Origin of the sequence: Kribbella sp. NBC_00482, assembly GCF_036013725.1 — a bacterium.
GTDB lineage: Bacteria > Actinomycetota > Actinomycetes > Propionibacteriales > Kribbellaceae > Kribbella.
This window is the reverse complement of record NZ_CP107881.1, coordinates 8,304,226-8,326,194: the sequence shown is the minus strand read 5'-3', so window position 1 is coordinate 8,326,194 and position 21,969 is coordinate 8,304,226. Positions and strand designations below refer to the sequence as shown.

Sequence of the window (21,969 nt, the reverse complement as noted above, 5' to 3'; positions counted from 1 at the left end):
GTCGTAGCCCTATGCTCCGGGGATGGCTGGAATGGTGCTGATCGTCGGCTTGCCGGGTGCGGGCAAGACTTCTTGGGCTCGACGGATCGAGGAGGACCGGAAGGCATTGCGGTTCACTCCCGACGAGTGGATGGACGCCTTGTTCAATACGAACGAGGTCGACGGCCGGCGTTGGGTGCTGGAGTCCGAGCTGCTCTGGGGTGTCGCAGCGCGGGCGTTGACGCTCGAGGTGGACGTGATCCTTGACTACGGCTGCTGGTCGGCGGAAGAGCGGGATCTGTTCCGGACGCGAGCGCAGGCGCTCGGTGCGAGTGCAGAGATCGTCGTACTCGATCTGCCGTTCGAGGTGCTGTGGGAGCGGCTTGAGCGACGCAACGCGAACCTGCCGCCGGCGACGTTCCGTGCCAGCCGGGAGGAGCTCACGGAGTGGAGCGCCAGGTTCGAGGTGCCGACTGCGGATGAGTTGCAGCGTTGGGATCGGCAGCTCGTGGTGAAGGACTAGCTATTCCTCGGGCGCGATGCCGACAAGTGCGGCCGCTGCGCAGATGTGGACCGGTGTGAGCTCGATGGGGGAGACCGGCGCCTGGAGAAGGGTGCCACGTTCGTACGGCGTGAGCGTGATGTCGATGCCGGGAGCGCCGGCCACCATGCCCCGCACGTACGTGAGCCAGCCCATCATCGGGATGCCGCGCCGGAAGACACCGGCTGCCGCGGCGAGCTCGGTGTCGGCGATACTCGCCCACTGCGGTTCCCAGATCGTGACGACCGCGCGCAGCACCTGAGCGAAGCGTTCCGACTGCCGCAGTGCGTCCTCGTCGCTCCAGTGCAGCGTGAGCTGGTCCGAGACGGTCGTCATCGTGCCGCCCATGGACAGGTCGAACAGCCACGGCAGTTCGCCGGTGCTCTGCAGGTGCAGGCGCGTGGTACTCGTACCGTTCGCGAGCACCTTCGTCGTCGCCTCGACCATCTCCTGCAGCGGCGTGGAGCCGTCGGCCTCGAGGACGTGGTACCCCCAGCGCTCGTCCTGCGTCCAGATGTGGACGTCGGGGAACGCGACCGCCACCGCGGTCAGCGTCCGGCCGACCCGGAGTGCGCGGTGCTCGACGGTCTCGTCACGATGCGGCCATTGGGCGCGGAGCAGCCAGGAAGCCATTCACGCCCTCCGATCATGATGAGGCGGCGGCAACGCTGCGCCAGGTCGTGACATGGTGCCGGATGCAGGCGACGGTACGCCGTCATACGACCGCTTGACCAGAGCTCCGCCTACTCGGTGTGAGCAGGTTCGGCGCCTCTCCGGAAAAGTCACCGGACCAGTCTGCTGCACCCCCTGGTCAAGGGGCAGCACCGGGGTCCGATTTTGGTAACAACACATCGAAATCTGGACAAGTGTCAAGCTCAGCCCGCTGGAATCACCGCAATCAGCGCACCCAGAGCGCTCGCCTGCGTGCGCCAGTCACGCGCGCCGCCGCCCGCCCAGCGCTGACCGAGCCGGTTCAGCGAGTCGCGGTCGTTCTGCCAGATCGAGTCGGCCTGCTGCTGGGCATAGGTCCGGTACGACGCCTCGCCGGTGGAGTCTGCCAGGTCCATGAAGTACCGCATGAAGATGCCCTTGAATTGCTTCTGGTTGTCGTCGCAGTTGCCGGCCGGATCACAGCTCTCGGTGAGGATTCCGCCTGGGCTGAGCGAGGACATCGCCGCATCACCCAGCTGACGAGCCTTCGCCAGGAGCGAGTTGTCGCCGGTGGCCCGCCACAGTTCGAGCGCGCCGCCGATCGCCAGGCCCTGGTTGTACGTCCACACGGTCTGGCCGTTGTTGGTGCATGCACCGGTCACACCGTCGTTCACCAGGTTCGACGAGTTGATCATCCCGCTGCCAACGAACCAGTTCCACCCCGCGGTGGCGCGTTGCAACCAGACAGTGTCGCCGGCCAGGCGGTTGTGCAGCGCCGCGGTCATCCGGATGTAGAGCCCGTTCGTCACCGCGTTCTTATACGTGCGCTCGCGGTCCCACCACACCCCGCCGCCACACGTGCTCGTGTCCCAGTACCCCTGGACGTAGTTCGCGATCGTGACCGCCATGTCCAGGTACTTACGATCGCCGGTCAGGTCGTACGCCTCGATCCACGCGATAGCCCACCATTCGGTGTCGTCGATCGCGCGACTGACGAAGTTCCCCTCCAGGGCGTCACCGCTCTTCTCGCCCGCCGGAAACACTCCCTTGTTCTTCTCGAACACCTCGTTCACGATCCAGCGCAGATCGGTACGGCGGGTGCGCTGCTGGTAATCCATCAGCGTTGTCACCGCCACCGCGGAGTTCCACCAACTCGACAGCCACCACGCGGTGTGCGGCTGGTACGAGTACATCAACGCGTCGGCGGCTGCACCGGTGCGGTCAGCAGCCGGCCGCGCCCACGCCGTACAGCTGCCGGTCTGGCCTTCGACGGCTCGCCCGCAGGCGCGGACTGCGCCGCCGTACAGCTTCGAGACTGGATCGGTCACAGCGTAGAGACGGGTTGTGGCTGCACCGGCGCCGGAGGCGACGCTGGTCCGGCCGAGGGATGAGCCGCCGGGCCAGGAGGCGCCTTCGTTCCAGGAGCGGTCCAGCCAGATCTCGTCGCCGGCGGTGCCGTTCTCCAGAGCGCCCCAGGCCATCCCGCGGTTGTCGACATGGAGCGAGATCCGCCGGTTGGACAGCGTGGTCGACGGCACCGGCTGGTTGTCGCCGGACGGACCGGAGCTACCGTCGCAGGCTGCCGCGCAGACCGCGGTGTGCACCCAGGCGGTGCAGTCGACGCCGGCCGCGTCACCGCAGGCGCGGATCAGGCCGCGCCGGTGCCCGGCCGGGTCGGCGAGGTTGTACATGAGCGTGCGCGTGCCGGTCCACCCGGACGGGACCGAGGCCTTGCCGAGCAGACCGTCCCAGGTCGCGCCGCCGTCCCAGCTGCGGTCGAGCCAGACCGCGTCGTTGGTGGACCCGTTGTCGATGCTCCCCCACGCCATCGCGTCCTTGTCGGATACGTGCAGTACGACGCGACGCCCGTTGATCACCTTCTCCGGTACGGGGAACGTCTCCTCCTGCGCCTTCGAAGGATCGAGCGTGTCGCACGAGACCGAACAGACCTGAGCTGCCAAAGGCTGCGCGTCGGCGGGGATCGCCGGCGCCAACGTCAGCACCAGGGCAAAAACCAAAAGCACCGCCTCGCTTCGCTCGGCGGGAGGTTGGGTCTGCATGTCAGCCTCCGAGTCCGGGCTGGTTGGCCCAGGTCGTGTCGGCGTCGTACGAACCGCCGCCGTCCCACGCATTCGCTCCGCCGACGGTGGCGATGTAGACCAGCTCGCTGGCGTGCCGGACGTAGTACGTCGGGTAGTTGATCGACTGCAGTGACACGTTGCCGGCCCCGCCGGCGCGTGGTGGTTGGGCGCAGAACGTCGCGTCCTTGCGGAAGGTGTCGGTGCCGTCGTTGGGCGCGTTCTGCAGCCGGTAGTTGCTGTGCCGGAGGTACTGGCCCGGGAAGTTGAGCGACTCGAGGGAGTAGCAACTGCTCTCGGCCAGGCCGGCGCGGATCACGAAGCTCGCGTCCTGGCGGTCGGTGAGCGACGAGTTGGCGTCGATCGTGTCAGTCCGAGTCAGCCCTTCACGATGCCGCAGTACCCGATCGGTGTAGCCGGGCGTGGTCACGCGGAACGTGCGGGTCTGGCCGACCGCGAGGTCCGCACCACTGCGCCACCAGGCCGGGACGAGGTTCCAGGTCGCGTCGTCGCGGTACGAGCCGCCGGTGTCGGTGTCCAGCCAGACCTCCGAGTTGCGGTGGCGCAGGTAGTACCCGGGCCGGGCGGCGGACTCCAACGACGTACCGCCGCCGCTCAGACCGGGATGCGTGCAGAACGTGGCGTCAGCTGCGTTCGGGTTCGCTTCCTTGTAGATCCGAAGATCACGCTGGCGCAAATACTGGCCGGGGAAGTTGCGCGACTCGAAGGAGTAGCAGTTGCTGTTGGACAGACCCGGCCGGACCCAGAACGTCGCGTCCTGCTTGAGCGTTTGGTTGCTGCCGGCGTCCACGACCTCGGTGTTCGCGACGCCGTCGATGTGCCGCAAATAGCGGTTCGTGTACGTCGGGGTTGTGACGCGGAACGAGATCAGCTTGCCCGTCGGCAACGTCGTACCGTTGGCGGCGGCCAGGACCTGCTGGTTCACGGCCCGCACCCGCGCGAAGTCCATCTTCTGCACTTGGCGGTCGTAGGTGTAGAAGCCGTTGATCTCGTCCTCGACGTCGGTCGGCTCGGTGTAGACCGAGCCGGACAGCCCGGAGCCGGTGATCAGGTCCGGCAGCTGGCTGGTGATCTGCACGTACCGCGTCGTCAGCGCATCGCTCGTCGGGAGCATCTCGTACGCGAAGCTGTTGCCGCTCGGCCACTCGTGACCGGGGACGTGCAGGCCGAGTCCGCCGTACTCACCGAGTTGCAGTACGCGCGTCGTCGACGGTGCCCGCGCGATGCCGGGACCGACGTACAGGTGGTCGTCGATGACGTCGCCGTTGCCGGGATCCGGATCGGAGTCGCAGCAGTTCGAGCCCGAGTTGTGGTTGACCAGCCGGCTCGGATCGAGACTCTTCACCAGGTCGGCGATCCGGCCGGCCTGGAACTCGCCCCAGCCCTCGTTGAACGGGATCCACTGCGTGATCGACGTGATCTGCCTGTGGTTCTCGACCATCCGGCGCAGCTCGGACTCGTACCGCGCCTCGCCGGTCGCGGAAGCGTTGCGTCCGGCAACCAGCGACGGCATGTCCTGCCAGACCATCAGCCCGAGTTTGTCCGCCCAGTAGAACCAGCGCGCCGACTCGACCTTGATGTGCTTGCGGACCATGTTGAAGCCGAGCGCCTTCTGCTGCTCCAGATCGAACCGCAACGCCTCGTCGGTCGGCGCGGTGTAGAGGCCGTCGGGCCAGTACCCCTGGTCGAGGGTACCGAGAGCGTAGACGAACTTGCCGTTCAGCGTCGGCCGGAGGAAGCCGCCGAGCATCGCCTTGCCGACGGAGCGCATCCCGAAGTACCCGCCGACCGAGTCGTCGCCCAGCCAAACGCGAACGTCGTAGAGGAACGGATCGTCGGGCGACCAGAGGCGTGCGTTGGGCACAGGCACGCGGAACTGGGTGCCGCTGACCCCGGTCGCCTCGCCGACGACCTGACCACCGGACAGCACCTGGGCGCGAACAGCCTGACCGGGTGAGGATGCCTGCACGGTGAGGTCCAGTCCGCCGGCGGCGACGTTCGGGACCGTGTCGAGCCGGGTGATCCAGGTGGGTTGCGTCGGCTCGAGCCAGACGGTCTGCCAGATGCCGGACGACGGCGTGTACCAGATGCCGCCGCGGTTGACGCGCTGCTTGCCGAGCGGGATGTCCTCGGTGTCGACCGGCGCCCAGACGCCGACGACGATGTCGTTGCTCCCGGCTCGCAACGCCGAGGTGATGTCGTACGAGAAGGCGTCGTACCCGCCCTCGTGTGTGCCGAGCAGCGCGCCGTTCACCCACACCTTCGACTGCCACATCACGGCGCCGAAGTTGAGTTGTACGTGGCGTCCGGACCAGCCGGCCGGGACTGTGAACGTGCGCTTGTAGTACATCCGGTTCTCGTGGCGCTGGATGCCGGAGAGCGCGGACTCGATCGGGTACGGGACCAGGACCTCCTCGGGCAGCGTCCCGGTCGGCGGGTTGTTCAGGTCGCTCGCCGGCGCGAACTGCCAGACGCCGTTGAGGCTCTGCCACTCGCTTCGCGTCAGCTGTGGACGCGGGTACTCCGGGAGCGGATCGGTCACCGACACCTGGTTGGTCCACGGCGTGGCCAACGGCGGCGGCTTCGGGGTGACCGCGCTCGCCGCGAGCGGTGTCAGGAGTACGGCGAACAGGCCGAGGACTGTGGTCAGCAGCAGGAACCGTCGCGACAGCATGGGTGATCTCCCTGGGGCGGTAGGAAGAGAGCGCTCTCACCTGGTGAGTATGCGGACCCACGGAGCGAGGTCAAGACCTCGCGTGATTGTTTCTGTCGGAAATTGTCGGACTACGTGAGCGTCGGCGAGGCCAGTTCCAGCGTCGGCGTCGAACCGCGGTACGACGTCATCCACTCGCGGAGCAGCTCGACCCGGGACGCGTTGTCCTCGTTGCCCTTCACCACCGGCGCTTGGTTGTACGGCATGGTGTCCGAGCTGCGCCGGAGCTTGACGTACAGCCGGGACGAGGCCAGCGCGTACCGCTCCATATCGTCCTGGAGCGCGCCGATCACGGTGATGTTCCGGTCGCGACCGATCTGCTCGAACAACGCCACCGCCTCGCGACGGTGCTGTGAACCGAGGTTGCGTCCGAGCTCGTCGAGGATCAGCAGCAGCGGACGGTCCGAACCGCCGGCGAGCGCGGCCGCGCACACCAGCTTCACCGCCTTCTCGTCCATCTGGGCGGTGTTGCCCTTGACGTTGAACGCCGAGAACGGGCCGCCCTCGGACCGGCGCCACTTCGGCGTGACCGTCCAGCGCCACGGCTTGTCGGGCTCCGCGGGCGGATCGGGCTCGGGGAACTCGAGCTTCGCGCCGTACCCGCCGTACTGCTGGTCGAGGCGGTCGAACTCCTGGGACACCAGACGGAGTCGTGCCTTGATGCCGTCGGCGAGCGACGCGCGGTGGGCGCGGGCCGTGCTCTCCGCTTCGCCGAGGCCTTCGCGGGCGCGTTCGAGGGCGGCGTTCCGCTCGGCGCGCTGGCTGGCGATCTGCTGTTGCTGCAGGCTGTCGAACGTCTCGTGCTGGGCGAGGTGGCTGCTCAGCGTGCGTTGCAGCGCAGGCACCAGGCCGACGCGGTCGCCGAGCGTGCCGTTCGTCCAGCCGTCCGCGCCGTTCAGGATCTCCCACAGCTCGGTCGGGATCTCTTCCCGCGACCGCGCGTTCGGGAAGCAGCGGCGGATGACATCGTCGAGCTGCGTACAGGCCTGGTGGTTCCAGTCGGCCGTCGTACGGCGTTGCGCGTCGTCGGCCAGACCGAGGATGAACGCCTCGGCTTCCGCGGGCGTCCCGCCCCAGGCGGTGGTCCGGGTGGTGAGGTCGAGCGTGGTCTGCTCCTCGCGCAGCGCGAGGCGTCGACCGGTCAGCTCGTCGAGGATCCGGTCGTGGTCGCGACGGGTCGCTTCGAGGTTCTTCAGCCGTTCGTCGCGGACCAATTGCTGGCCGGCGGCGGTCTCGGCGGACTCCTTCGCTGCTTGGAGTTGCGGCGCAAGCGAGTCCCGATCGGTCTCATGCCGGTCGATGGTCTCGCGGAGCTGCAGGATCTGCTCCTGGACCGCGTCCGCGTCGGCCAGCGCCTGGGCGGCCGCGGTACGGCGCTCCGCCTGATCGACCCGGGACCGCGCCTGCTCGAGCGCGGCAGATGCGACCGCGCGGGCCGCCTTGGCTGCCTCCACGCGCCGCCCGGCCGCCTGGATCCGCGCGGTCCGGCCGGTGATCGGTTCGTCGAACTGCCCGACCGCGACGACGCCGGCGGTCTCGTCGATGTTCTCCTTGGTCGCGCGTTCGCCGAGTGCGGCGAAGAATCCGTCCAGTGTGAACCGCTTGTCCGCCGACTTCGGCCCACGGCGCGACTTCGGTGCGCCGGGGCGATTCGCCAGCACCAGCAGGAATCCGGGGTACCCGGCGTCGGCCAGCGCGGTCGTCGCGACGGTCGCGTCACCGGCGTCGATGACCACGGCCTCGCGGTACGGCGCGAGCCGCGGCTCCCACTCGGCCCGGTCCGACTCCGGCAGCTCGGTGATATCGGTCAGGGCGCCGCACTCGATGCCTGCGGTCTCCAGCACCTGCTGCTGGGTCGCGGAGACGGTCTGACCGCTCTCGGCCTCACGAAGGTCGGCCTCTGTGTGCTCGACCGCCACCCGCGCGGCGTGGTCGCGGCCGATGTACTCCTCCAGCACCTCGCGGGCCTCGGCCTGCTCGTCGGCGGCCGCGGCCAGGTCGCGGCCGTCCGCCGAACGACCCGCGTCGAGCAGCCGCCGATGCTCCTGACCGAGACGCTCCAGTTGCTCCCGCACCGAGCGTTGCGCCAGATCGAGCTCCCGGTCGCGTGCGTCGAGCTTGTCCCGCTCCTGGCGGGTCAGCTGGACGTCCCGGAGCATGCCCTCCTCGTTGCCGAAGGCATCGATATCGGCTTCGATCGCTTCCTTCCGAGCCTCCTGCTCGGCGACGCGCTCGTCGAGAACTCCCAGCTCCTGAAGGATTTCGTCGTTCCGTGCGGAGCCGTCGATCAGGTGCCGCGCCGAGCGCGCCTGCCAGGACTCCTTGGCCGCGGCGAGCGCCTCACGTGCCGCGGCACGCTGCAGGATGCCGGCCTCGACAGCCGCCATCTCCTGCTCCCAGCGCTGCAGGTCGGCGGTCGCCTGCTTGGTCGCCTCGCGCTGCGTGTGCTCGGCGGAGCGATGCGCCTGCTCCTGCTCGAGCTCGTGGTCGAGACCGGTGAGCGTCGCGATCGCGTTGAAGATGCGGGCCGGGCCGAGCTCGTTGAGCGGCTCGGCGAGCAGGTTCGCGGTCGGGCTCGAACGCACCGACGTCGAGAGGAACGAGACGCACCGGACCTGTCCGCCGTACAGCACCTGGGAAAGCTTGTTGGCGTGGAAGTCGGTGCGGCCGTTCGAGTGCGGGAGGGTGGCCCACAACGCGTCGGCGCCGGCGGCCCGCTCGGCCTCGGTCGCGCCGTACGGGATGTGCAGGCCCTGTTTCCAGCGAAGATCGATGTACGACGCCTTGCGGTTGATGCGGATCCAGACCGTGATCGCAGCCGTCTCGATCTCGTCGAGGTCGGTGAGGTCCGGGTCGGAGAAGACGCCCACGATGTAGCCGCGGTCGACGTTCGACCAGTTGCCTTCCTGGCCGGCCGCCTCAGCGGTGAACAGCAACTCGGCCGCGCCGGGCGCACCGCTGGTCAGGCGCCACTGGTCGTCGGCGTGCAAGAGGCTGAGCGCGGCGATCCAGGACGACTTGCCGGCGCCGTTCGAGTCGGTCGGGCCTTGGCCGGCGACTGTGATCAGGCCGCGGCCGATCATCGGGATCGGGTGCGTCGACAGGCGGGACAGGTCGACGACCTGCACACCGAGCAGCACCTTCGACCCCAGGATGTCGAACGGCCCGTCCTCGCTCATACGTCTTCTCCCGTTGTCGTGCTGACTTCTGCTGGGACGCCGTTGCGGGCGCGGATGGCCTCGGCGATCGGGCTGGCCGGGGCGGCGGCGAGGATGAGCTGATCCTGCAGGCGACGGCGTGCGGCCGGTGTCAGTCGCTGCAGTTGCGGACCCGGGATGTACGACGGGCCGCCCGAGTGATCGCCGGACAGCTGGATCAATCCCGCGGCGCGCAATCGCTGCAGGGCAAGGCGCCGCTCCTCGCCGCTGATCCTGGTCGTCCGCAGCTCGTCGACCGTGGTGGGTCGTGCGGACTTCCAGCTGTCGCCGGTCAGGATGCCTTCGCTGCGGGGGATCGCGACGGAATGAATGAGCACCAGCACCAGCACCGCGCGGTCGATGACGGACAACGGCTGCCAGCCTTGGGCCACGAGACTCGCGGCGATGTCGTCGTCGTACCCTGCGGTCCAATGGGTGCCGTCGACGTGGACGAGGGTCCGGCCGATGAGCTTGAGCATGCGCTGCACCTGGCGGCGCAGCGTGACGTCGCGGAGGCCGGCGAGCTGTACCTCGGCGACCGGGTGTGCGGCGTACTGCACTGCGCTGAACGCGGCGAGCACCTCGTCGCGGGAGCGGTCGCTGAGGTCCTGGAGCAGAGGATCGAACAACGCATGCTGCTCACTCATCCGCCACCTCCGCATCCGCATCCGCGTCCGAGTCATCCGCGTCCGCCCTGTCGTCCGCGTCCGCGTCGGGGAGGGCGGTCGTCGGGGTCGGCTTCTCGGTGGGTGCGGTCAGGTTGGCCGGCGGTGGGTCCGGGAGGTGGCGGCAGAGGTCGCGCAGGGTGGACAGGTCGGCCGCGGTCCAGGTGATGACCCGCGGGCCGAGGCGGACCTCGCCGGCCTTGTCGTCCCACAGGAGCCAGTGCGTGGCGTGCAGGCGGCGCAGGCTGCCGATGATCAGGGTGAGATCGCTCGACTGCTCGGGTCGGCCGCGCATCCCGGCGTACACGGACCTGATCTGTGCGAGCGTGCCGGTCGCACCGGGCCAGGCCGGCGCGCTGCGGTCGGTCCAGCAGCAGGCGACGCAGATCGCGAGGATACGCGCCGTTTCGTTCGGCTGCTCGACGGCGACCGGGGGAGCGTCGAGCTCGTCGAGCACGCCATGACCCGCGCCCGACGGGAGCGTCGGCACCAGCCAGACGGTTGACCCGTCCGGTGCCGCCGCGCGGGTGAGACCGGCGACGGCGGGCGTGTCCGGGTCGACCTCGAGCGGGCCGGCGGACTGCACCTTCGCCCACCACAACGCGTTGTACAGCCGCCGCTCGACCGTCTCGGTACTCATCGGACCACCCGGCGGAACACGCCCTCGGTCGCCCACGGCGTACCCGCGGTGGGATCGATCCGCATGCCGTCGGACCACACCAGCTCGTACTCGAGCTCGTCGTGCAGGTGCGCCGCCGTCAGCTCGGCGAGCACGCGCCGCGCGGTGATCCAGTCGCCTGCCTCGTCGATGACCTCGACGATGTCGACGGTCGGGCGCCCGGCCAGCACCCGCTCCGCCTCGGCGCGCAGGTCCTCGCGGTCCGTCGCCGCGGCGGACTCCGGAGCATCCGCGTCTGCGGTCGGGCGAGGCGGCGCCATCCGCGCGGTGCCGCTGCGGCGTCCTGTTTCTACTGCCTCCACCATCGTCTGCGCGGAGAAGCCCGGTGCGGCGGCGTCGAACAACAGACCGTCTAGTACGGCGGCCAACGTGTCGGGCTCGCTGCTTCGGGAGAACGTCAGCCAGGTCTCGATGGGCAGGAGGCCGAGCGCCCGCGTCGTACCGGCGCGCTCGACCAGGCGGCCGGCGGCGAGCTGGACAGCGTCGGCGTACGCCGCCAGCGCCATCCGGAGCGAGGTGCAGTCGCGGTGCAGCTCGGGCCAGCGGTCCAGGACCAGCCGGTGCACCTTCTCGGCCTGCACGATCAAGCGCTCGTTGCCCCAGGCGAGCTGGGCGTTCTCCCGGAGCTGGGCGGTGGTGCTGGTCGAGACCAGGATGGCGAGCTCGTTGCCGAGCAGGCGGAAGACCTTGGTCAGGCGGCCGATCGAGGCCTTGCCGTCGTCGGCCGTCGCCTGCGGGTCGCTGACGCTGTGCGCCTCGAGGGTGAGCAGTTGGTGCAGCTCACCCTGCCCGCCCTGGACGGACATCCGCCGCAGGAACATCAGCATCACGTACGGCGCGAAGGCGGCGCGGTGGCGCAACTCGTTCGGACGGTCGACGAGTTTGGTGATCGCGCCGTACTGCCGGAGGACGTCGAAGCGGCGGACGATCACGTCGTGCGGATACGCCCGGCAGGCGAGAGTGGCCTGCTCCACGGTCAGACCGTCGCTGCCCGCCTCCGCGAACGCGTCCAGGATCGCCTGGTCGGCGTCGAGCAGGTCCGGATCGACGATCATCGCGCCGGCCTCGCGGGCGAGCACGGCGAACACCTGGCGGTAGACACGCAGCACGGCCGCGTCGGCCTCGGCGTCGAGCAATGTCGCGTCCACCCGCACTCCTCCCGTGTGATAGCGGGGCTATCAGAGAAAGGACTCTAACCACCCGCACCGACAGACCAAAACTCGCCCGCCACCGGCCTGTGGAAAACCGGATGACGGCGGATGCGCGGCTGCCTACCATCCGAGGTGTGATGAGAATCCTTGGCTGACGCGGTCGACAGGCCGCGTCAGTACCACGGCACCCGAGAGGGGATCTGAGGACCCCGCGCCTACTGCGCGGCACTCGGCGGGCACCTCGCTGCACTGGAGGAAAGGGAACGATGCTCCGCATCGAACCCTTCCCTCCAGCACACCGCGGCACTCCGCCGAGCACCTGCTCGCTACGGCGCAGGGTCCTCAGACCCCCTCTGATGGGTGTCGCCCCGCCGGTGCGGGCCCTGTTGCAGGGTCCCCGGCGCGCTTGCTGATTCTCTCCTTACGGAGCTTGCACATGACTGTGCACCCCTTTGTCCGCTCTATTGGCGCTCAAAACCCCCGTGTCCGTGACCTGCTCGCGCTGCGCAAGAACGGTTCACCCGGCCGGATCATGGTCGAAGGCACCTGGGAACACGACCGCCTGCTCACCACGACAGCTACCGTTGAGACCTTCTTCTGGTGCCCAGAAGCCGGTACGGCGGATGTCGCCCGGATCACCGACCGCGCCACTGAGGTCTACCGGATCTCCGAGAAGCTGCTCGCCCGTCTGTCCCGCAAGACCCGCTCCGACGGCCTCATCTCGATCGCCCGGGTCCCGGAGTGGCGACCGCAGGCGTTCCGCTTCACCAGCCGCTCGCTGGTCCTGGTGGCCGACGGGGTCGAGTACGCCGGCAACCTCGGCACCCTGATCCGTACGGCGGACGCCGCCAACGTCGACTGCCTGGTCCTGACCAGCCGCCGCGCCCGCCCGACGCACCCCGCCGTGTACTCCGCGAGCCGCGGCACCGTCCTCTCGACGCCGATCGTTGAGTTCGACGACATCCCGTCAGCCGCCGCGTGGCTGCGGAGCCACCGGTTCCGCGTGCACCTCGCGGACCCTGCCGCGACGGGCACGTACCGAGTCCCGCAGTACGACGGTCCGACCGCGTTCGTGGTCGGTTCGGAGGGCTCGGGGTTGTCGCGGGCGTGGCACGACGAGGGGTTCGACGCGGTGTCGATCCCGATGCTCGGTCAGGCGGATTCGCTGAACGTCGCGCTGTCGGCCGGGATCCTGCTGTTCGAGGCGCGGGCTCGGAAGGAGGGGTGGTGAACGGGCCAGGCAGAATGGCACGGCAAACCGAGCAGAAGGAGCCTGTTGTGCCGTTCGATCCAGGCGAGATCGTCGCCCCGTCCGATCCGCGCATCGTCCTGGAAGGACAGTGGGGACAGCAGCCCGGCGTGGCGACCACCGTCAACTCCGGGTCGCGGATCTCGTTCTCGTACGCCGGTGAGCGGCTGCAACTGCTGTTCGACACCGACGGGCTGACCGTCGCGCCGCACCTGTGGATCACTGTCGACGACGGCGAGCCTTCGCTGCACGTCCTCGAAGGACCGGTCATCGAGCTGTCAGAGCCCGACGGCAGGCACCAGGTGTCCGTGGTGGTGAAGGACGTCAACGAGCACGTCAACCGGTGGAACCCGCCGTTCGAGTGCGCGGTCGTGTTCGCTGGTCTCGTGCTCGACGTTCGGTCGGCGTTGCGGCTCAGCGGCCGGCCGGGAGGTCCGCGGATCGAGTTCTACGGCGACTCGATCACGCAGGGCGTGCGGTCGCTGAGCGAGCACCCGGAGTCGGAGGGTGCCGACGGTACGACGTCGTACGCCTATCTGACCGCGCGCGCGTTCGGCGCCACGTCGTACCAGGTCGGGTTCGGGAGCCAGGGGATCAGCAAGCCGGGGAACGGCGAGGTGCCGGCCGGGGTCGACTCGTTCGGATGGAACTTCGCGGGGTCGCCGGCCGAGCGGGTGGAGCCGTCGGACGTGGTGGTGATCAACCTCGGCGTGAACGACCCGACGCTGGAGATCGAGGAGTACGCGGACTACGTACGACGGGTGCGTACGGCGTACCCGTCCGCGACTCTGGTGTCGCTGACCCCGTTCAACGGCAAGCACGCGGACACGATCCAGGCCGCGGTGAAGTCCCTCGACGACCCGAACCTGATCTGCGTCGACTCCACCGGCTGGATCACCGAAGACGACTGCACCGACCAGGTCCACCCCACAGTCGCCGGTCACACCAAGATCGCCACCCACCTAATCAGCGCCCTCGAAGCCCAAACCACCCTCCGCCGCCCCGCCTGACGCGCCGCGCAGCACACCTCCCTGCACGTGGCCGCTCCTGCTGTGGCTGATCCGGCGGCACGACTCGGCGTACGGCAGCCGGATGGTTCGCCACTGGCGGGTTGTTTTATCGCTGGCGTGTTACAACCCGCCAGTCGGACAACAACCTGCCAGTGCGGCAGCTCTTCCTTCTATTTATGACAGAAACGGGGGTTGCGCAACAGACTGTTTTTTCGGCGTTCTGGGGTCGCAGACTGGGGGCGTCGAGAGGAGCGGTTGTGGTGACGGCGGGTGATGTCGAGGTGGCGACCGAGTGTGTGGTGGGGGCGCTGCGGCCGGCGGTTGAGGCTGATTGGGGTGTGCGGGCCGGGACCATCGACTGGAGTTGCCGGAAGACGGCCGAACACATCGGCCAGGCGCACCTGCATTGGGCGTCGCAGCTCGCGGTGGGTGCGCGGACGCAGTACGTGCGCTGGTCCGCTCAGGCGCAACAGCTCGCCCCGCCGGCCGGCGTACTCGATTTCGTCGAGGCCGCGGGGCGGATCGTCGCGTCGGTCGTGCGTGCGAGCCCGGCCGGGATGCGGGCGTTCCATCCGTGGGGGATCGGCGACCCGGAGGGCTTCGCCGGAATGGCGTGCGTGGAGCTGCTCGTCCACGGCCAGGATCTCGCAGACGGACTGGACCGCCCGCTCGATCCGCCCTCCGACCTGTGCGATCGCGTCCTCACGCGCCTGTTCCCGCACGAACCGCGCGCAGCCGACGACCCGTGGCTCGAACTGCGTCGGCTGACCGGCCGTACGACGCTCGCGGGCGCACCGGCACCCGCCTCCTGGAAGTGGCGCCCGACCCCACTCGACGAACCCTGGGACACGAACCCAGAACCCGAACCGATGCCGTTCGTCCCGCTGACCGCGGCAGGATAGCCAGATGGCATTCGAGACAGTGGACGAGTACATCGCGTCGTTCCCCGCAGAGGTCCGCGAGGTGCTCGAAGAGGTACGCCGTACCATCCACGCCGCCGTGCCCGACGCCGGCGAGAAGATCAGCTACCAGATGCCGACCATCACCCTCGACGGCACCTCCCTCGTGCACTTCAGCGCCTGGAAGACCCACCTCGCGATCTACCCGATCCCACCCGCCGACCCAGCCCTGACCAAAGCCTTGACCCCGTACCACTCCGGCAAAGGCACCCTCAAATTCCCCTACAACAAACCAATCCCGTACGACCTCATCACCCGCCTCACCGAAGCATTCGTGGCGGCGCGGGCCTGAAGGTCAGAGGAGGTCTTGGGGGGAGGGGGCGGGTGGGCGGGTGAGGGTCCAGTCGTTGAAGCTTTTGTCGAAGCGGTACCAGAGGTTGTCTCGGCCGAGGCGGAGTTGGATTTTGGCGGTGGTTACTCGGTTGGCTTCAGTGGTGGCGTGGGGGAGGGCTTCGAGGGCTTCGGTGAGGGCTTCGGGGTCTACGTCGTGAGGGTCGTCGACGGTGACGGCGAGGCCGCCGGGGCCGGCTTGGCGCCAGGCGGTGGCCCAGGTGGTGAGTTGGCGGGCGGAGATGCCGGCTCGGTGCGCCAGGTCGGCGAGTTCCGGCGTACCGAGGGAGGCTGCTGCTCGGCGGGCAAGGTCTTGCTCGAAGGTGAGTGGCTGGTTGACGTCGCCGGAGGCCAGTTCCCAGGCTCGGCGGGCGGCATCGGTGGCCAGGGCGACGAGGTCGCGTACGTCGACGCCGGACGATCGCGGTGGGTCCAGCACCTTCACCGCCGCCGGTACGCCCGGCGCCCCGAGCGGCCGAGGCGGCGCCGGCACAGGAACCACACCCACCTGCCCGCCACGGGCCGCGAAGGCTGCGATTGCGGGGATACCTGCTGGTGCGGGCGTGCGCGGCGCGGCTGGTGTAGCAGTGGTGCCGGTGCGGCGGGAGCGGAGGGCGGTGAGGAGTTCGTCCTTGCGGCGCCCGCGCAGCAAAAGCAAAGAGAACGGGTCGTCGTCCAGCGCATCCGCCACCAAGTAGCAAACGGCCGCGGAATGCTTGCACGGTACGGCGAAGTCCGGGCAACTGCAGTTCGTCAGCACCTCGCCCGCACCCGGCAGCAGATCCAGCCCGGCCGCCTGCACATCCTCCACAACCTCCGGCGGCAACTCCCCGTCGAGCAACGCGGCAACGCGCCCGATCTGCGCCGAAACAACCTCGAGTACGGCGTCCCACTCGGCCGAGGAGAACGCACGGATCCGGACCGTCACCTGGTACGGCGTGACGCGGCTGCCCTGCACCATCGCCTCGACCTCGCCCGGGCTGACCGTCAGCTCCAGCACACTGCCGCGCCGCGCATACGACCGTCCGCGCGACAGGCGACCCGGATCGAGCCGTGCCCGTTGCTCGAGCGCCTCCAACCAGGCCCGTCCCCACCACGTCGCCCCGAACGATCGCCGGCTCCCCGCACCTTTGGCCGCCGGCAGCCCGGCGTCCTCGCCCTTTCGCCGCCACCCCTGCCACGGCGTCCGATCCTCGTCAGCCATCGGATTTCCCAACAGCAGAAGGGTTGTAGGCACTCGCCGACCCGGATCGCACAGGTCCCGTCGACAACTCGACGAGCTCAGTCAGCTCCGAGTCCGACAGCTCGCTCAACCACGCCTCACCCGACCCGACGACCGCGTCCGCGAGGTCGCGTTTCGCGTTGATCACCGTGGCGATCCGGTCCTCGAGCGTGTTCTCGGTGACGAGCCGATGGACCTGCACCGGCCGATCCTGACCGATCCGGTACGCGCGGTCCGTCGCCTGATCCTCGACCGCAGGGTTCCACCACCGGTCGTAATGAACGACATGCGTCGCCTGCGTCAGCGTCAGCCCGACCCCGCCGGCCTTCAGCGACAGCAGGAACACCGGCGCCTCGCCCGACTGGAACTGCTCCACCATCTGCTCGCGCTTCCGCACCCCGATGCCACCGTGCAGGAACAGCGTCTTGACCTGCCGCGCCGCCAGATGCGCCTCGATCAGCCGGCACATCTCGACGTACTGACTGAAGATCAGCACCGACTCGCCCTCGGCGAGGATCACGTCGAGCAGTTCGTCCAGCGCCGCGAGCTTTCCGGACCGTCGCTCGAGCGGACCGGGCTCGTGCAGGAACTGCGCCGGATGGTTGCACACCTGCTTCAACTGCGTGAGCAGACTCAGCACCAGCCCGCGCCGCGCGATGCCCTCGGCTTCCTCGATCTTCGCGAGCGTTTCCTTCGCGACAGCCTGATAGAGCGTGGCCTGCTCGGTGGTCAGCGGTACGACGACATCGTGCTCGGACTTCTGCGGCAGCTCCGGCGCGATCCCCGGATCGCTCTTCCGTCGACGCAACAGGAACGGCCGCGTCACTCGACCGAGCCGAGCGGTCGCCTCCTCGTCGTGGAACCGCTCGACCGGTACGGCGACGTCGTGGCGGAACCTGTCGAGCGTGCCGAGCAGACCCGGCGCCGCCCAATCGAGAATCGACCACAGCTCGGAGAGCCGGTTCTCCACCGGCGTACCGGTGAGCGCGATCCTGGTTGCTGACGGCAACGTCCGCAAGGAGCGGGCCGTGCGGGACAACGGGTTCTTCGCGTGCTGCGCCTCGTCGGCAACGGCGAGACCCCACGCGATCTCACCGAGCACGCGGTGGTCCTGGCGCACCACGCCGTACGTCGTGAGCACGACCTCGTCGGGTGCGATATCGCTGAGCGTCCGTCCGGCGCCGTGATAGCGGCGGGTCGGTACGTCGGGGGCGAACCGCTCGAACTCCCGCTCCCAGGTGCCGAGCAACGTCGACGGGCAGACGACGACGGTCGGACCGCGCCCCTTGAGCTGCAGATGCAGCGCGATGACCTGGATGGTCTTGCCGAGGCCCATGTCGTCGGCCAGGCAGCCGCCGAGTCCGAGGTTGGCGAGCTGCGCCATCCAGGCGACACCGCGGCGTTGGTAGTCGCGCAGGGTCGCCTTGAGACCGGCGGGCTCGGTGAACGGTGCCGGCTCCTCGGCCGTACGCAGCCGGGCGAGCATCGCGGCCAGCGAACCGTCGGCGTCGAACGGCACCAGCTCGCCGTCGACCTCGATGGTCCCGGTGAGCGCGGCGCCGAGCGCCTCGGCGCCGGTGAGCCGGCGGGTGGAGCCGTTGCGGAGCCGTCGGACGAGGTCGTGGTCGACCCGGATCCAGCGGCCGCGCATGCGGATCATCGGGCGCTTGGCCTCGGCGAGCGCGGCAACCTCGCTCTCGGTCAGGTCCTGACCGTCGAGCGTGGGACGCCAGCGGAACGCGACGAGCTCGGTCAGGCTGAAATCGGGGCCGGTGACGGCGCCGGGAGCCGGCGTTGCGACAGTGCCGCGGACGGCCAGCTCGCCGGCGAACAGCTCGGTCGGCCAGAGCACCTCGATGCCGGCGCCTTCCAGCGCCGTACTGCCCTCGGCGAGCTCTTCCAACGCCTCGTCGTCGATCGGGACGTCTTCCGGCGCCGCATCCCGGAGCGCTGAACCGAGCGGCGGCCAGACCCGGGCACCGCGCCGGAGGGCGAGGAGGAGGTCGGTCTCGGCGCGTTCGCCGAGGGCCGTGAGTACGGCGGCCGGCGCGTTCCACATGTCCGCGACGTCGACGAGCAGGCTCGGGTCCACGCCGCTCCGCAACTGCAGAACTGCCCGAAAGTCGTCCGTCGAGTCGGGTGGTTCGATGCGCAGGACGAGGCGGGTGCCGGCCTGTTCGGCCAGGGCGGTTTCGTCGAGCCAGGCGGTCGGACCTGGGAGCGCTGTGGGCTCGGCGGCCGCGAACGGCGCAGCTCCGGGGCGGACCGCGACGGCTGCAGCGGGGGTGCGGACCAGGGTGTCCGCGAGCGCGTCCCAGAACGCGCGGACCAGCTGCTCCGGCTCGATCAGCCGGACAGGGCGGGTGCCTTCGAGCGGCAGAGCATGACCGTACGCCGGCATTGCGGCGCTGAGGTTCCGCAGCCAGGCCTGGTCGAGCGGGTCGAGCGGCGCGACCCGCCAAGCGCCGTACCCCTCCGGGCTCCGATCCGGCACCAGGCGTCCGCGTCCGATCAGCACCAAGCCGGCAAGCCCAGCCGCCCGCCACGCCGCCCAACTGCCCGAGCCATCCAGCCGATCGGAGTCCTGCTCGGCAAGGCGGGTCAGCACTTCTTCTATGCCCAGAAGGCGAGCGGGGACCGTGGTGCGGCGGACCGTGGTGCCGCGGGGGAGCACCAGGTCGACCGTCCCGTTGGCGGTTTCATCGGATCCGGCCAGGTCGCCGTACAGCGCCAGCCGGCCCGCGCGCGGCGGGTCAGCAGGCACGAAGACGGCGTCGAACATGCCCCGCACAGTACGCCGCGCCACCGACAATCCCGGACTTGACCTGAACCAGCGTTGAGGTTGCAGGCTCGGAGGCTCAAGCAGACAACCGGAGAGTGTGAATATGCGTGCAGCAGTAGTGACCGCGTTCGGCGGTCCGGACGTGATCGAGACCCGCGAGGTCCCGGCTCCCGAGCCCGCCGCGGGGCAGGTGCTCGTCGAGGTCGGTATCGCGGACGTGATCTTCGTCGAGACCGCGATCCGCCGGGGTCAGCACGGCGAGTTCTTCGACGTGCAGGCGCCGTACGTCACCGGCAGCAACCTCGGCGGACGGGTCCGCGCGGTCGGTGCGGAGGTACCTGCCGACTGGATCGGCAAGACCGTCGTGGGGCGCGGCGTGGCCTTCGGCGCGCATGCGGAGCTGGCCCTGACCACGACCGATCTGGTCGAGGTACCGCCCGAACTCGACCTGCGGACCGCAGTCGCGGTGTACGGCGACGGCTTCACGGCCCTCATGCTCGAGGAACTCGCGCCGCCGATGGCCGGGCAGGAAGTCCTGATCACTGCCTCTGCCGGCGGCATGGGCCTGCTGCTGATCCAGCTGGCGCACAAGGCCGGAGCCCACGTCATCGCGGCCGCCCGCGGCGACGAGAAGCTCGAACTCAGCCGGGCCCAGGGCGCCGACGTCCTGATCGACTACGGCAAGCCGGGCTGGGAGAAGCTGGTACTTGAGGCAACGAACGGCCAAGGCGCGGGCATCGTGTTCGAAGGCGCCGGCGGCGAACTCGGCGCGGCCGCGTTCAGCGTGGTGAAGGACGGCGGCTGGATCTCCGCCCACGGTGCGCCGAGTGGCAGCTTCGCGCCGTACGACACCGCCGAGGTCGAGCGGCGCGGCCTCACCGTGAAGGGCATCATGGATCTGCGCGCCGACTCGACAACCACGTCGGTCACCGGCGCTGCGGTGATCGCCCGCGCGGCGGCAGGAGACCTCAAGCCGGTCATCGACCAGGTCTACGACCTCGACCACGTGGCCGACGCGCACCGGGCGCTGGAGAACCGCACGCTGCGCGGCAAGGCGCTGATCGAGGTCAGTCGCTGACTGTCTGCTCGACAACCTCGTCGGAGTGGTTCGGGCGGGCGACCACGATCTGGTTCCGCCCGGACCGCTTGGCGCGCAGCAGTGCGTCGTCAGCGGCCAGAATCAGCTGGTCCATCGTGTTCGCGACAGCCGGGTAGACGGCCGCGCCGAACGACGCCGGTACGCCGTCGAGCGTCGCCGTACCCCCGTCCGTCGTACTGACCGAGACCGTGAGGGCCACGAGCCGCTCTCTGATCCGCTCCGCGATCTCCAGCACCTCGGACTCGAACGCACCCGGCAGCAGCACCGCCAGCTCGTCTCCGCCGACCCGCGCGACCAGATCGCCGTCCCGCACCTCCGCACGGATCGCTTCGCCCGCGGCACGCAGCGCCTCGTCACCAGCCGGGTGACCGTAGGTGTCGTTGATCTCCTTGAACTTGTCCAGGTCCAGCATCAGTAGACCGACCGTGCTGCGCAGTGTGTCCGCACGAGCGAGCTCTGCGGGCACTGCACTCGCCCAGTACGACGAAGTGGCCAGACCGGTCTTGTCGTCGATGCCGGCAGCCCGCTGGTACTGCGGGAGCAGCAGGTCTCTGTGCAGCGCCAGCACCGTCACCATGAGCACCGGAACGACCCAGGGGTACGACGTCTGCACCGCAGCGATCGCCACGCCCAGCCCCAGGCCCGCGCACACGACCATCTGGTCAGACAGCTCACCGAGCGCCTCACGCGCCGTGGCGTCCGGAGTGGACAGCAGGATCGCTCCGATCACCAGTGCGTAGTTCACGAGCCACCAGGTCGCGGCCGCGGCCATAACCACCAGCAGCGTCCAGAAACCGGTCGGTACGCGCGGAGCGTCCAGGAGACCGCCTGCGCGCAGTACGGCGGCCGCTGCGGCGCTGGCCAGGACGTACGTCGAGGTGGAGAAGACCTTGCGGTGCGCGACGGTCCGGCCGTACACACGGAACCAGGAGTAGATGTAGGCCAGCACGACCAGCGGGACGACCAGCGACAGCGGGAGCAGCAGCAGAGCCGCGAAGATCCACAGGCACTTCAGGTTCGTGTGTGGCGAGGTGTTGGCCGCCAGCTCGCGTCGACGCTCGATTCCGCGGGCAAACTCCAGGTGCAGGGTCGAGGCCACGGCGAGTACGCCGAACGCCACCCATTCCGAATGCCGGACGCCGGAATTCGGGCCGCTCAGTGTGCTCCGGGCCGCGAGTGTGGTAATCGTCACCGCAATCAAATCAATCGCGAGCACATAAGCCAATGCGGTCCTCGGCAACGACCAGAGCTTCCATTGCCGAGGTGGCACCCAGCTGCTCCGACCGATCAGAATCATCGTCTGCCTCACAAGCGGTCGATCTGAGCGGTTATGCGGTCATAGTAACGACCTGTTCACGGCAGGTCACCCGGATGCCCGGGCCATTCCACCAGTTGGTCAGCACCAAGAAGGGTCGAAAATCATGCAGATCTCAGCGCTCCTCGTCCGTACCGGCACCGACGGCCTCGGCGGCAACGACTGGTTCACCGGTGGCGGCAACGACTGGTGACCGGCGGTATTTCTTTACCTTTTTCTTACATTCCACAGAAATCGTTCACCGCATAAACCCGGGAGCCCGGCAATTTCCCGCACCGCCATTATCTACGGACTATGCCAATTACTATCCGTGGTGCCGCACCTGCCG

At 69.1% G+C, this 21,969-nt stretch carries 16 protein-coding genes; 6 read left to right on the top strand and 10 right to left on the bottom strand.

Translation table 11 applies throughout. The annotated features are described in order from the left end of the window. Window positions 1-22: 22 nt before the first annotated feature. Window positions 23-502, top strand: coding sequence for an AAA family ATPase (locus tag OHB24_RS39985; protein ID WP_327636178.1), 480 nt, complete (start codon window positions 23-25; stop codon window positions 500-502). Here the strand turns inward: OHB24_RS39985 and OHB24_RS39980 are convergent, their stop codons facing one another. From OHB24_RS39980 to OHB24_RS39950, 7 genes are all read right to left on the bottom strand, one after another. Further along, a complete protein-coding gene (locus OHB24_RS39980; RefSeq protein ID WP_327636177.1) occupies window positions 503-1,153 on the bottom strand; it encodes a hypothetical protein in 651 nt (216 codons plus the stop codon). Window positions 1,154-1,395: 242 nt separating this feature from the next. After that, on the bottom strand, window positions 1,396-3,231 hold the full coding sequence (locus tag OHB24_RS39975; RefSeq protein WP_327636176.1) for a glycoside hydrolase family 76 protein: 1,836 nt from the start codon (window positions 3,229-3,231) through the stop codon (window positions 1,396-1,398). A 1-nt stretch (window position 3,232) separates the two neighbouring features. Next, window positions 3,233-5,944 carry an AbfB domain-containing protein gene (locus tag OHB24_RS39970; protein WP_327636175.1) on the bottom strand — a complete coding sequence of 904 codons (2,712 nt, stop codon included), beginning with the start codon at window positions 5,942-5,944 and terminating at the stop codon, window positions 3,233-3,235. Window positions 5,945-6,054: 110 nt separating this feature from the next. Then, on the bottom strand, window positions 6,055-9,162 hold the full coding sequence (locus OHB24_RS39965; protein ID WP_327636174.1) for a chromosome segregation ATPase: 3,108 nt from the start codon (window positions 9,160-9,162) through the stop codon (window positions 6,055-6,057). Further along, window positions 9,159-9,827: a hypothetical protein gene (locus OHB24_RS39960; protein ID WP_327636173.1), complete on the bottom strand. Its 669-nt coding sequence runs from the start codon at window positions 9,825-9,827 to the stop codon at window positions 9,159-9,161. The genes OHB24_RS39965 and OHB24_RS39960 overlap by 4 nt, the downstream gene beginning before the upstream one ends. Next, window positions 9,820-10,485: a hypothetical protein gene (locus tag OHB24_RS39955; RefSeq protein ID WP_327636172.1), complete on the bottom strand. Its 666-nt coding sequence runs from the start codon at window positions 10,483-10,485 to the stop codon at window positions 9,820-9,822. Before OHB24_RS39955 ends, OHB24_RS39960 begins: the two co-directional genes overlap by 8 nt. Next, complete coding sequence (locus OHB24_RS39950) at window positions 10,482-11,672, bottom strand: hypothetical protein (protein WP_327636171.1); 1,191 nt, start codon at window positions 11,670-11,672, stop codon at window positions 10,482-10,484. The genes OHB24_RS39955 and OHB24_RS39950 overlap by 4 nt, the downstream gene beginning before the upstream one ends. Before the next feature lie 439 nt (window positions 11,673-12,111). Between OHB24_RS39950 and OHB24_RS39945 the strand changes: the two genes are divergently transcribed. From OHB24_RS39945 to OHB24_RS39930, 4 genes are all read left to right on the top strand, one after another. Further along, window positions 12,112-12,906 carry a TrmH family RNA methyltransferase gene (locus OHB24_RS39945; protein ID WP_327636170.1) on the top strand — a complete coding sequence of 265 codons (795 nt, stop codon included), beginning with the start codon at window positions 12,112-12,114 and terminating at the stop codon, window positions 12,904-12,906. Between the two features lie 47 nt (window positions 12,907-12,953). Next, on the top strand, window positions 12,954-13,934 hold the full coding sequence (locus tag OHB24_RS39940) for an SGNH/GDSL hydrolase family protein (RefSeq protein WP_327636169.1): 981 nt from the start codon (window positions 12,954-12,956) through the stop codon (window positions 13,932-13,934). A 260-nt stretch (window positions 13,935-14,194) separates the two neighbouring features. Beyond that, on the top strand, window positions 14,195-14,836 hold the full coding sequence (locus OHB24_RS39935; RefSeq protein ID WP_327636168.1) for a hypothetical protein: 642 nt from the start codon (window positions 14,195-14,197) through the stop codon (window positions 14,834-14,836). A gap of 4 nt (window positions 14,837-14,840) precedes the next feature. Further along, on the top strand, window positions 14,841-15,185 hold the full coding sequence (locus OHB24_RS39930; RefSeq protein WP_327636167.1) for an iron chaperone: 345 nt from the start codon (window positions 14,841-14,843) through the stop codon (window positions 15,183-15,185). 3 nt (window positions 15,186-15,188) lie between these two features. On the opposite strand, the gene OHB24_RS39925 is transcribed toward OHB24_RS39930, so the two are convergent. Together OHB24_RS39925 and OHB24_RS39920 are read right to left on the bottom strand one after the other, a co-directional pair. Then, the gene (locus OHB24_RS39925) at window positions 15,189-16,427 is read right to left on the bottom strand and encodes an SWIM zinc finger family protein (protein ID WP_327636166.1); all 1,239 of its coding nucleotides are present in this window, start codon (window positions 16,425-16,427) and stop codon (window positions 15,189-15,191) included. Next, complete coding sequence (locus OHB24_RS39920) at window positions 16,420-19,227, bottom strand: DEAD/DEAH box helicase (RefSeq protein ID WP_327636165.1); 2,808 nt, start codon at window positions 19,225-19,227, stop codon at window positions 16,420-16,422. Before OHB24_RS39920 ends, OHB24_RS39925 begins: the two co-directional genes overlap by 8 nt. A gap of 103 nt (window positions 19,228-19,330) precedes the next feature. Between OHB24_RS39920 and OHB24_RS39915 the strand changes: the two genes are divergently transcribed. Continuing rightward, the gene (locus tag OHB24_RS39915) at window positions 19,331-20,305 is read left to right on the top strand and encodes a zinc-binding dehydrogenase (RefSeq protein WP_327636164.1); all 975 of its coding nucleotides are present in this window, start codon (window positions 19,331-19,333) and stop codon (window positions 20,303-20,305) included. Here OHB24_RS39915 and OHB24_RS39910 read toward each other — a convergent pair. Beyond that, on the bottom strand, window positions 20,295-21,518 hold the full coding sequence (locus OHB24_RS39910; RefSeq protein ID WP_327636163.1) for a GGDEF domain-containing protein: 1,224 nt from the start codon (window positions 21,516-21,518) through the stop codon (window positions 20,295-20,297). The genes OHB24_RS39915 and OHB24_RS39910 overlap by 11 nt on opposite strands. Window positions 21,519-21,969 lie beyond the last annotated feature (451 nt).